Consider the following 10,449-nt stretch of genomic DNA (forward strand, 5'->3'; position numbering starts at 1 on the left):
CGCCCCCCGTGGCGTGGCGCGCACCGGGGCCACGGCCGCCAGGCGCCGCTGCCGGTTGATGAGATGACGGGTGGTCGACATGTCGTCCTCAGCTCCTCTCCTGGTCAGCCGGCGGTGTTGCCGACGGGCGCCTGGCCCAGGGCGCTGAGTTTCCAGCCCCCCGACGTGCGTGTGAGTTCGCCGAGCAGCCGGGTCTCCTTCTCGGCCGGCTTGCCCTTCGGAGCGGTCACCGTGATCCGCAGCGCCACCATCACGCTCGCCTTGCCCGCCCGGTCGTCCAGTTCGGTGACCGCTCCGGACAGCACCTTCGCCGTGGACACGGTCTGCGCCGTCTTGATCTGCTTCTCGAACCCGGCCCTTCCTTCGGTGAGTTGCTTGTGCAGATCTCCGGTGGTCGACGCCTCCCACGCGTCGAGCCCGGCCGCGAGCTTCCGGTGGTCGAGCGTGTTCATGTTCTGTACGGCCTGCTCCCCCGCCGCCAGCACCCGGTCGCGCGACCGTGCGTACGCGGCGGAGTCGTCGTGCGCGGCCGCATACCAGGACCATCCGCCCCAGCCCGCCGCACCGGCGGCCAGCAGCACCAGCGTGAGCGCCACGACCGTCAGCGGATTCCTTGCCGTCCTGAGCGCCTTGGGCACCTTGGGCGTCCTGAGCATCCTGGGCGATATGGGCGATGTGGGCGTCATGTGAGTACGTCTCCCTCAGCGGGCCGTGATGTCGGTGATCAGCCAGTTGCCGCCGCGCAGTTCGGCGGTCACCGACAGCTGCGCGGCCACCACCCCGGCCGGTTTCCCCTTGCGCTGTGCGGTCTGGTCGAGGAAGACCAGCAGTCGCGCCTCGGTGCCGGTCAGCCGGGTGACTCCGGCCCGTACCACCTGGGTGGTGAGCGTCAGCTGCTGCTCCTTCGCGCGCTTCCCGACCTGCCCGAAGAGCGCCGTGTACTGCTTCGCGGCCTTCCCGGCGAGCAGTTCGCGTGCCGACTGGGCCGTGACGTCGGTGGCCTGCGGTGTGTAGGAGAGGACCTTGCCGAGCGTGTCACTGACATCTCCGGTGACCTGCGAGGTGGCCTCCGTGTCGGTCAGTGCCCGGTTCTCTGCGGCCGGGGTGTTCCTCAACTGGTGGGCACGGAACAGCATTCCGCCGCCGCCGAGCACCAGCAGCAGCACGGCCAGGCCCCCCGCGATCAGAGCCCGGCGGTGCCCGGGGCCACCCGGCGCGGGCGGCGTCTGCGCATCAGAGGTATCCGGAGAGGCGTCAGTCAAATCCGGGGCGTCCGGCCCGTCCGGGGCGCCGGAGGCGTCCACTCCGCTGTCCTCGACGGTGCTGCTCACGCGCCCTCCTTACCGACCGGCACTGCGCTGAGTGCGGTGACTTTCCAGCCTTCCCGGGTGCGGGCGAGCGTGGCCGTGAAGCGTTTGCGGTCGGTCGTGGCCGTACCGCCCCTGGGGGTGACGGCGACCTTGACGGTGGCGATCAGCGCCGCGGTGCCCGCCCGGTAGTCGAGCGCCGTGAGCGCGGCATCCGTGACGGTGCCGCGTGCGGAGGTCCCCGCCTTGGTCAGGGTGGTGCGGTCGGTGGCGCGGGTGGCGGCCAGCTTGTCGTGGAGCGCGCCGGTCGAGGCGTGGAGCCACAATCCCAGCCCGCTGTCGATGTTCTTCACATCCAGGGTGTTGAGCTCGGCGATCCGTTCGCGGCCGGCGGCCAGCGCGGCGTCCCGGGACGCCGCGTACCGCAGGGAATCGTCCTGGCGCGCCAGCCAGTACACCCGGCCGGCGACGGCACAGAACAGGACGGCCACCGCGCAGGCCGCCCAGACCAGCGCCTTCGTACGGGTGGTCATGAGCGGCCTCCGAGACCGAGCAGACCACCCAGATCGGTGGGGCCCGTGGCGGGGAGCGCGGGTGAGCCGAGGGCTCCGGGGAGCGAGCCCGCCCCTCCCGCGTCAGTTCCGAGCAGCAGGGATCCGGGCTTGGCGGGCGCCGGGACCGGGCCGCCGCTCGGTGCGTTCGCCGAACCGCGCACCTCCTTGCCCGTACTGGGCGGCGAGGTGCAGCGGGCACCGGTGTTCAGCTCCGAAGTGGCGCTGGTGTCCAGGCCGTTGCGGTACGTCGTACCGCCGTACCCGGCCGTGCACGGCAGCGGCGAGAAGAAGGTGACGGCCATCCCGAAACGTGCTCCCTCGGCGTTGATCGCTGTCGACCCCGCAGCGGCCACCGCGGGCAGTTTCACCAGCAGTTCCTCGGTGCCGCGCTGCCGGGTGACCGCCACATCGGATGTCGTCAGCAGATTGGCGACGACCACGCTCAGATCGGGGTTCAGATCTCTGAGCAATCCGCTGACCTGCGTCGCCGCCTCTGGTGTGGCGGCGATGAGCGCCCGCAGATCGGTGTCGGATTCCACCAGCTGCCCGGCGAGCCCCTTGGCGCCCCTGGCGAAGGACTTGAGCGCGTCGCCCTCCTGGGTCTGGGTACGGAGCACGGTCTCGCCGTCGGTCATCAGCTTGGTGTCGGTGGGCAGCGCCTTGTCCGCGGCCCTGAGGAAGTCCTTGCTGCTGTCCATCAGGACCTGGAGGTCCTCACCCCGCCCGTCGAACGCGGCACCGGACTCGTCCACGACCGTACGCAGGGCGTCGAGATCCACCGATGACGTCAGGTCGTTGACGCTGGTGAGCACATTGGTCACCGGGGCCGGGATGCTGGCGTCGGCCCGGGCGATCCGGGATCCGTCCTCCAGATACGGGCTGCCGGTGGCGGCCGGCCGCAGATCGATGTACTCCTCGCCGACGGCCGACAGATTGGCGACGGACGCCTTGAGGTCGGCGGGGATGGGGGGCGCCGAGTTGCTGATCCGCAGATCGGCCTCGACCCCGTCGCCGGTGAGCCTGATGGGACCGACCCGCCCCACCGAGACGCCCCGGTAGGTGACGTTGGCGTGGGTGAACAGGCCGCCGGTCTCCGGGAGTTCGACCTTCACCACGTAGTAGCCCCGCAGCCCGACCAGATGCCCCAGGTCGGCGTAGCGGGCCCCGAGGTAGCCCAGGACGAGCACCGTGAGCAGCAGGAAGGCGATGTTCTTCAGCCGGGTGGCCCTGGTGACCATCAGTGGCCGCCTTCCGTGGACGGTGCGGTGACGGAGGGCAGCGGCAGGGGCGGCGCACCGGCGCCGGACTTCTGCGCTGTGGTGCCCCCGGTCTGGGCCCCTCCCCCGGTGAGGGTGATCGGCGGAACGATCCTGGTCCCCGGCACGGCCGTCACATCCAGATAGACATTGAGGTAGTCGCCCTTCACCCCGCGCAGCACCTCGTCGGTGAACGGGTAGGTGAAGAGCACCTGCAGCGAGTCGGGCAGGTCCTTGCCGGAGTCGGCGAGCTGCTGGAGCGTCGGCGCGAGCGCCTTGAGGTCGGCGACCATGTCGGCCTTGCTCTTGTTCACCGTGTCGACGGCGACCCCGGACAGGGTGTCGAGCGCCTTGAGCATGGTGATCAGGGAGCCGCGCTGTTTCTCCAGCACCTTCAGTCCTGGGCTGAGGCCGGTGAGCGCCTTGCTGATGTCCTGTTTGCGGGTGGCGAGGGTCGCGGAGAGCCGGTTGACTCCGTCGAGCGCCGCTGTGATGTCGCTCTTGTGCCCGTCGAGGCTGGTCACCAGGGTGTTGACGGACTGGAGCGTGGAGCGGATCTGCGGCTCCCGGCCGCCCAGGGTCTTGTTGAGCTCGGTGCTGATGGTCCTGAGCTGCTGGACGCCGCCGCCGTTGAGCAGCAGAGACAGCGCGCCGAATACCTCCTCGACCTCAGGGTTGCGGTTGGTGCGCGAGATCGGGATGGTCTGGCCGTCGGTGAGCCGGTCGGCCGACGCGCCCTGGTCCGGTGCGGTGAGCTGGATGAACTTCTCGCCGAGCAGGCTGGACTGTTCGAGGTGGGCGTAGGCGTTGCGCGGCAGGCTCACCTTGCCGTTGACGCGCATGGTGACCCGCGCCGACCAGCGCCCCGGCGAGAGCGTGATCTTCGAGACCCGGCCGACGGCCACGTCGTTCACCTTGACCGCGGCCTGCGGGACGAGGTTCAGGACATCCGCGAAGTCGGCGGTGATCTCGTACGGGTGCGAGCCGAGGTCCGCCCCGCCGGGCAGCGGCAGGTTCTCGATGCCGGAGAAGGACGGCCCGGCGCAGCCGCCGATGGCAACGGTGCAGCCGATGGCCAGGGCGACCGCGGCCGCGATCCCCGTACGGGAGGTGCGGAAAGTACGGGAGGTGCGGGACGTACGGGAGGGGCCGGGCCGGGACATGCCGGGCTGCGAGGTGCGGCTCATCGCTCGGCCCCCTGGTGGCCGGTGGGCTTCGCGGCTGTCTTCGGCGGGGAGCCGTACACGTCGCCCACCGCCGGAAGCGGCAGCGTGGGCAGCGCCTTCTGCTGGGACGGCTGTACGGGGACCAGCCCGTCGAGCCCCGCCCCGGCCGGGACACCGCCGCCGGCTCCGCTCGCGTCTCCGGCCGTGGACGCGGCGCCCGTACCGCTGAGTTGGCCGTTCATGCTGATCTCGTTGAGATTGCCCCGGCCGTCGATGGTGCGGTGCACGGGGTCGTAGGCGTTGAGCAGGTTGTCGGCGGCGAGCGGGGCGTCGTCCAGCATCTCGGCGAGTGAGGCCCGCTGTTCGACCAGGGTGTCGGTGATCGGCCGCAGCCGGCTGACGCTCTTCTTGAGCGAGCCGCGGTTCTCCTCGATGAAGGTCTTCACCTGGCCGAGCGCGGTGCCCAGTTGTTCGAGTGCGGTGCCGAGGTCGTCCTTGTCGTCGTCGAGGAAGCCGGAGACGGTGGCGAGCTGCTGCTCCGCCGTGTGCACCTTTCCGTCGTTGCCCTTGAGCATCGAGGTGAAGGACTGGAGGTAGGCCAGGGTGTCGAAGAGGTTACCGCTGCTCTTGTCGAGCGTCTTGGCCGCCTTGCCGAACTGCTCGATCGAGTCGCCGATCGCCTTGCCGTTGCCGTCCAGGTTGGCCGCGCCGGTCTTGAGCAGATCGTTCAGCGCGCCACTGGAGTTGGCGCCCTTCGGCCCGAGTGCGGTGGCCAGCTGGGTCACGCTCGCGTACAGCTGGTCGACCTCGACGGGTTCGGCGTTGCGGTCGGCGGCGAGCGTGGCCCGGTCCTTGAGCTGCGGGCCGCCTGCGTACGCGGGTGACAGCTGGACGTACCGGTCGGCGACGATGCTCGGTGCGACGATCAGCGCGCGGGCACCGGCGGGCACCTTCACGCCCTTGTCGAGGACGAGCACCACCCGCACCTCGCGGCCCTCCGGCCTCACCGAGTCGACCCGGCCCACCTTCACTCCGAGGATCCGCAGGTCGGAGCCCGCGTAGAGGCCGGTGGCCCGGTCGAAGTAGGCGGTGATCCGGTGGCCGCCGGCGCTGTCGAGGGCCAGGACCCCGGTGGTCGTCACCCCGGCGACCAGGACGAGTCCGGCTCCGATTCCCGCAAGCCGCCTGGTGGTGTGGTTCATCGGCTGCCTCCCTGGGGCTGCCGGGGCGACACGCATCCGGTGGCCGGAGGTGTCCCCGCTGGCAGGTAGTTCTTCGGGACGAGCCCGCAGATGTAGGTGTCGAACCAGCGGCCGTTGCCCAGGGTGTTGCCGACGAGCCGGTAGTAGGGGCCGGCCAGGGACAGCGCCTTGTCCAGGCTCTTGCGGTTCTTCAGCAGGACGGCCGTGACCTTGTCGAGCGCGGTCAGTGTCGGCTTCAGCTGCTTGTTGTTGTCCTTGACCAGGCCGGTCAGTTCGGTGCCGAGGTCGGTGGTTCCGGTGAGCAGCCGGCGGATGGAGTCCCGCCGGTTCTGGATCTCGCCGAGCAGCAGATTGCCGTCCTTGAGGAGGGCGTCGAAGCTGCTGTTCTTGTCGGAGAGTGTCTTGGTGAGCTGTTTGCTGCCCTTGAGCAGCCTGGCCAGTTCGGCGTCGCGCTGCGAGACCGTCCGCGACAGCGCGGAGAGGCCGGTGGCCGCGTTCTTCACATCGGGCGGGGAGTCCTTGAAGGTGTCCGAGATCGTCTCGAAGCTCTTCGCGAGCTGCTTGGTGTCGAGGTCTCCGATGGTGTCGCTGAGCCCGCTGAACGCCTGGGTGACGTCGTACGGAGATGTGGTGCGGCCCAGCGGGATCCGGGCGGATGGGTCCTGCGGGGCGGTGCCGACCGGGTCGAGTGCCAGGTACTTGTCGCCGAGCAGTGTCTTGATGGCGATGGCGGCCGTGCTGGAGTTCCCGACCCAGGCGCCCTTGACCTTGAAGGACACCTTGACCTTGGCGCCGTCGAGCGCGACCGCCTTCACCTGGCCGACCCTGACCCCGGCGATCCGTACCTCGTCACCCGCGCCGAGCCCGGCCGACTCGGTGAAGTCTGCGGTGTACGTGGTGCCGCCGCCGATGAAGGGCAGTGAGTCGGCGCGGTAGGCGGCGAGCCCGATCAGTGCGAGGACCAGCAGCCCGACGAGGCTCACGGCGACCGGGTTGCGCTCCCGTACGGGCTTGATCCGCGGGAGCCGCGGGCGGGGCCGGTTCATCCCTGGCACCTCGATTCGGTGACCCCGATACCGGTGGGCGGCTTGCTGCCGTCCGATGTGGTCACACCCGTCACCCGGGCCTCGCAGAGATAGAGGTTGAGCCACGATCCGTAGGAGGCGAGCCGGGTGATGGCCTGCATCTTGGCCGGTGTGTTGCGCAGGAAGTCCTGCAGCTGGGGTGTGCTGTCGCCCAACTGCTTCGAGACCCTGCCGAGTTCGCTGATGTCCTTCTTCAGCGGCGCCCGGCCGTCCTGGAGCAGTCCTGCGGTCGACGTGGTCAGCGCGCCCATCGCGGTGATCGCGTCACCGAGGGGTTTGCGGTCCCCGGCGAAGCCGGAGACCAGCTGCTGGAGGGTGACGACGAGGTCGTTGAAGTCGGACTCATGGTCGTTGACCGTGGTCAGTACCGTGTTGAGGTTCTTGATGACCTGGCCGATGACCTTGTCCTTGGCGGCGACCGTGGTGGTCAGCGATCCGACGTGCTGGAGCAGGCTGTCGACGGTGCCGCCCTCGCCCTGGAGCACCTGCACGATGGAGTTGGCGAGCTGGTTCATCTCGGCCGGTGCCAGCCCCTGGAGGAGCGGCTGGAAGCCGTTGAACAGCTCGGTGAGGTCGAGGGCCGGTGTGGTGTGCGAGAGCTGGATGGTGTGGCCGGGCGGGAAGGGTTTCCCGACGGGACCGCTGCCCTGCTCCAGGTCGACGTACCGCTGGCCGACCATGTTGAGGTACTTGATCGACGCGGTCACCGAAGCGGGCAGCGTACGCCCCTTCCGTACCGCGAAGCGCACCTCGGCGAGCCGCCGGTCGGCGACCTTCACCGACTCGACCTGGCCGACCTTCACCCCGGCGATCCGTACGCTGTCCCCTTCGACCAGCCCGGTGGCGTCGGTGAAGCGCGCCCGGTAGGAGACGGTGTCGCCGACGTCCGTGTTGGCGATACTCAGCCCGAGGACCACGGTGGCGAGCGAGGTCACCAGGACGAAGACGAGGGACTTGACGAGCGGGGCCGTCAGGCTGCGGCGCTTCATTTGAGCTTCACCTCCGCACCGCGGAAGACCGGGCCTGCCAGCAGGCTGCTCCAGTCGGGAAGGGACTGCGCCGCCGTCTTCGTGCCGGGGGCGAGCAGTTCGTTGACGAGCTGGTTCTCCTGGGGCGAGTTGGGCAGCCCGAGGCTGTCGGACCTGCTCGCTCCGGTGGCGGCGGTCGGCACGGTCCTGCCGATGTAGGGGACGGAGTAGCAGTGCGGCCCGCCGCTCGCGGTGTAGGAGGGGGTGTCCTTGCCCGGTGTGTACTTCCCGAGCGAGGGGACGGAGTCGAGGCTGACGTGCAGTCCCGGCTGGTCCGTGCCCTTGCCGAGTGCCTTGTCCATGGCGGGGACGAAGCCCGCCAGCGTGCTCAGGGTGCAGGGGAATTCGGGGGCGTACTTCGCGAGGAGTTCCAGGGTCGGCCGGCCGGTCGCGGAGAGCCGGATGATGTTGTCCTTGTTCTGCTGGAGGAAGGCCGTGACGTCCTGCGCGGTCTTGGTGGTGGTGCCGTACAGGCCGGCCAGCTGGGCCTGTTTCTCGGCGAGGGTGGAGCTGGTGGTGGTGAAGTCGGTGAGCGCGGTGAGGATGTCGGGCGCCGCGTCCGAGTAGACCTTGGTGACCTTGACCAGTTCCGCGATGTCCCGGTTGAGCGTGGGCAGTTGGGGGTTGAGCTTCTTGAGGTACGTGTCGAGCGTGACGAAGGTGTCGCCGAGCTGCTGCCCCCGTCCGCTCAGGGCCTGTGAGACCGCGGTCAGCGTGGCGGAGAGCTTCTGCGGCTCGACCGCGGTGAGCAGCGGCAGTACGTGGTCGAGCACCTGCTCCAGTTCGATGGCGTTGCGGGAGCGGTCCTGCGGGATGGTCGCGCCGGGCCGCAGCGCCCGGGTGGCGGCGTGGGCCGGGGGGACGAGTGCCACGTACCGCTCGCCGAACAGCGTCGTCGGCAGCATCTGCGCAGTGACGTCGGCGGGGACCCGGCCCAGTGCGTCCGGCTGGATGGCGAGGGTGAGCCGGGCGCCGTCGCCGTTCGAGCTGATGCCGCGGACCTGGCCGATGACGACACCGCGCAGCTTCACGTCGGCGTTGAGATGCATCTCGCTGCCGACGCTGTCGGTGTCCACCCGTACCGTCGCCGATTCGGTGAAGTCCTTGCGGTACACGGCGATCGACAGCCAGATCAGCAGGGCGGGGACCACGATGAAGACCACTCCGGCGAGCCTGCGCCGCACTGTCCGCGCGCTCATCCCGCCACCTTCACGGTCGTCGTGGCGCCCCAGATGGCCAGCGAGAGGAAGAAGTCGGTCACGCTGATGAGCACGATGGCGTTGCGCACCGACCGGCCGACCGCCACCCCGACCCCGGCGGGGCCGCCGGTGGCGTGGAAGCCGTAGTAGCAGTGGGCCAGGATCACCAGGACGCTGAAGATCAGCACCTTGAGTACCGAGAGCAGGACGTCGTCCGGGGAAAGGAAGAGATTGAAGTAGTGGTCGTAGGTGCCGGACGACTGGCCCTTGAAGAGGACGGTCACCAGACGGGACGCGACGTACGAGCTGAGCAGCCCCATGGCGTACAGCGGGATGATCGCGACGACCCCGGCGATGATCCGGGTGGTGACGAGGTACGGCATGGAGCGCACCCCCATCGCTTCGAGCGCGTCCACCTCCTCGTTGATGCGCATCGCGCCGAGCTGGGCGGTGAAACCCGCGCCGACCGTCGCGGAGAGGGCGAGTCCGGCGACCAGCGGGGCGATCTCACGGGTGTTGAAGTAGGCGGAGATGAATCCGGTGAAGGCGGCGGTGCCGATCTGATTGAGCGCCGCGTATCCCTGGAGGCCGACGACCGTGCCGGTGAAGAGGGTCATGCCGATCATCACGCCGATGGTGCCGCCGATGACCCCGAGGCCGCCGCTGCCGAAGGCGACCTCGGCGAGCAGCCGCTGGACCTCTCTGATGTAGCGGCGCAGGGTGCGCGGGATCCAGATGAGCGCCCGTACGTAGAAGGCGAGTTGGTCGCCCGAGCGGTCGAGCCGGCTGAGCATGGACATCGGTCAGCTCCCCTTCGCGGGGACGATCTGCAGATAGACCGCAGTGAGCACCATGTTCACGAAGAACAGCAGCATGAAGGTGATGACGACGGACTGGTTGACCGCGTCACCGACACCCTTGGGGCCGCCCCTGGGGTTCAGCCCGCGGTAGGCGGCGACGATCCCGGCGAGGAAGCCGAAGATCAGCGCTTTGACCTCGCTGATGTAGAGGTCGGGCAGCTGGGCGAGCGCGGAGAAGCTGGAGAGGTAGGCGCCCGGTGTGCCGTGCTGAAGGATCACGTTGAAGAAGTAGCCCCCGAGCGTGCCGACGACCGAGACAAGGCCGTTCAGCAGGACCGCCACGAACATGGTGGCGAGCACCCGGGGGACGACGAGGCGCTGGACGGGTGAGACGCCCATGACCTCCATCGCGTCCAGCTCCTCGCGGATCTTGCGCGAGCCGAGGTCGGCGCAGATCGCCGATCCGCCGGCGCCCGCGATCAGCAGGGCGACGATCAGCGGGCTGGCCTGCTGGATGACGGCGAGGACGCTCGCCCCGCCGGTGAAGGACTGGGCGCCGAGCTGCTGGGTGAGCGAACCGACCTGGAGGGCGATGACCGCGCCGAACGGGATCGAGACCAGGGCGGCCGGCAGGATGGTGACACTCGCGATGAACCAGAACTGCTCGATGAACTCCCGTACCTGGAAGGGTCTTCGGAAGACGGCCCGGGTGACAGTGGCGCCGAGGGCGAACAGCTTCCCGGTCTCGCGCAGTGGCGCGAGCGCCCGCAGCGGCGGGCGGGGCTGCCGGTCGTCGGCTGCCCGGCCGGTGGCGCTGTTCGCGGGGGGCTGGGCGGCGGGGCGGACAGGCGG

The 10,449-nt window shown here is 69.6% G+C and carries 11 protein-coding genes; all 11 read right to left on the reverse strand.

The features are described 5' to 3' along the window. Positions 1 to 104 precede the first annotated feature (104 nt). Positions 105 to 656 carry a hypothetical protein gene (locus G3I19_RS30195; RefSeq protein ID WP_239074930.1) on the reverse strand — a complete coding sequence of 184 codons (552 nt, stop codon included), beginning with the start codon at positions 654 to 656 and terminating at the stop codon, positions 105 to 107. A 45-nt stretch (positions 657 to 701) separates the two neighbouring features. Continuing rightward, complete coding sequence (locus G3I19_RS30200; protein ID WP_164266901.1) at positions 702 to 1,331, reverse strand: hypothetical protein; 630 nt, start codon at positions 1,329 to 1,331, stop codon at positions 702 to 704. Beyond that, positions 1,328 to 1,840, reverse strand: coding sequence for a hypothetical protein (locus G3I19_RS30205; protein WP_164266902.1), 513 nt, complete (start codon positions 1,838 to 1,840; stop codon positions 1,328 to 1,330). Before G3I19_RS30205 ends, G3I19_RS30200 begins: the two co-directional genes overlap by 4 nt. Next, positions 1,837 to 3,099: an MlaD family protein gene (locus tag G3I19_RS30210; protein WP_164266903.1), complete on the reverse strand. Its 1,263-nt coding sequence runs from the start codon at positions 3,097 to 3,099 to the stop codon at positions 1,837 to 1,839. Before G3I19_RS30210 ends, G3I19_RS30205 begins: the two co-directional genes overlap by 4 nt. Further along, on the reverse strand, positions 3,099 to 4,304 hold the full coding sequence (locus G3I19_RS30215) for an MCE family protein (protein WP_239074928.1): 1,206 nt from the start codon (positions 4,302 to 4,304) through the stop codon (positions 3,099 to 3,101). Before G3I19_RS30215 ends, G3I19_RS30210 begins: the two co-directional genes overlap by 1 nt. Then, on the reverse strand, positions 4,301 to 5,485 hold the full coding sequence (locus tag G3I19_RS30220) for an MCE family protein (RefSeq protein ID WP_164266904.1): 1,185 nt from the start codon (positions 5,483 to 5,485) through the stop codon (positions 4,301 to 4,303). The genes G3I19_RS30215 and G3I19_RS30220 overlap by 4 nt, the downstream gene beginning before the upstream one ends. Further along, positions 5,482 to 6,531, reverse strand: a complete 1,050-nt coding sequence (locus G3I19_RS30225) for an MCE family protein (RefSeq protein WP_164266905.1) — start codon at positions 6,529 to 6,531, stop codon at positions 5,482 to 5,484. Before G3I19_RS30225 ends, G3I19_RS30220 begins: the two co-directional genes overlap by 4 nt. Further along, positions 6,528 to 7,559: an MCE family protein gene (locus G3I19_RS30230; RefSeq protein WP_164266906.1), complete on the reverse strand. Its 1,032-nt coding sequence runs from the start codon at positions 7,557 to 7,559 to the stop codon at positions 6,528 to 6,530. Before G3I19_RS30230 ends, G3I19_RS30225 begins: the two co-directional genes overlap by 4 nt. Continuing rightward, complete coding sequence (locus G3I19_RS30235; RefSeq protein ID WP_164266907.1) at positions 7,556 to 8,797, reverse strand: MCE family protein; 1,242 nt, start codon at positions 8,795 to 8,797, stop codon at positions 7,556 to 7,558. The genes G3I19_RS30230 and G3I19_RS30235 overlap by 4 nt, the downstream gene beginning before the upstream one ends. Then, positions 8,794 to 9,597 (reverse strand): ABC transporter permease, encoded by an 804-nt coding sequence (locus G3I19_RS30240; protein ID WP_164266908.1) that lies wholly within the window; start codon positions 9,595 to 9,597, stop codon positions 8,794 to 8,796. Before G3I19_RS30240 ends, G3I19_RS30235 begins: the two co-directional genes overlap by 4 nt. Before the next feature lie 3 nt (positions 9,598 to 9,600). Further along, on the reverse strand, positions 9,601 to 10,449 hold an 849-nt coding region (locus G3I19_RS30245; protein WP_239074929.1), incomplete at its 5' end, for an ABC transporter permease.

Origin of the sequence: Streptomyces sp. SID10853, assembly GCF_010548145.1 — a bacterium.
In the GTDB taxonomy this organism is placed as follows: domain Bacteria; phylum Actinomycetota; class Actinomycetes; order Streptomycetales; family Streptomycetaceae; genus Streptomyces.

What these genes read in the sequence shown, in the direction of transcription:
- G3I19_RS30195 (WP_239074930.1), bottom strand. Translation starts at nt 656, where the DNA reads ATGCTCAGGACGCCCAAGGTGCCCAAGGCGCTCAGGACGGCAAGGAAT.
- G3I19_RS30205 (WP_164266902.1), bottom strand. Translation starts at nt 1,840, where the DNA reads ATGACCACCCGTACGAAGGCGCTGGTCTGGGCGGCCTGCGCGGTGGCC.
- G3I19_RS30210 (WP_164266903.1), bottom strand. Translation starts at nt 3,099, where the DNA reads ATGGTCACCAGGGCCACCCGGCTGAAGAACATCGCCTTCCTGCTGCTC.
- G3I19_RS30215 (WP_239074928.1), bottom strand. Translation starts at nt 4,304, where the DNA reads ATGAGCCGCACCTCGCAGCCCGGCATGTCCCGGCCCGGCCCCTCCCGT.
- G3I19_RS30220 (WP_164266904.1), bottom strand. Translation starts at nt 5,485, where the DNA reads ATGAACCACACCACCAGGCGGCTTGCGGGAATCGGAGCCGGACTCGTC.
- G3I19_RS30225 (WP_164266905.1), bottom strand. Translation starts at nt 6,531, where the DNA reads ATGAACCGGCCCCGCCCGCGGCTCCCGCGGATCAAGCCCGTACGGGAG.
- G3I19_RS30230 (WP_164266906.1), bottom strand. Translation starts at nt 7,559, where the DNA reads ATGAAGCGCCGCAGCCTGACGGCCCCGCTCGTCAAGTCCCTCGTCTTC.
- G3I19_RS30235 (WP_164266907.1), bottom strand. Translation starts at nt 8,797, where the DNA reads ATGAGCGCGCGGACAGTGCGGCGCAGGCTCGCCGGAGTGGTCTTCATC.
- G3I19_RS30240 (WP_164266908.1), bottom strand. Translation starts at nt 9,597, where the DNA reads ATGTCCATGCTCAGCCGGCTCGACCGCTCGGGCGACCAACTCGCCTTC.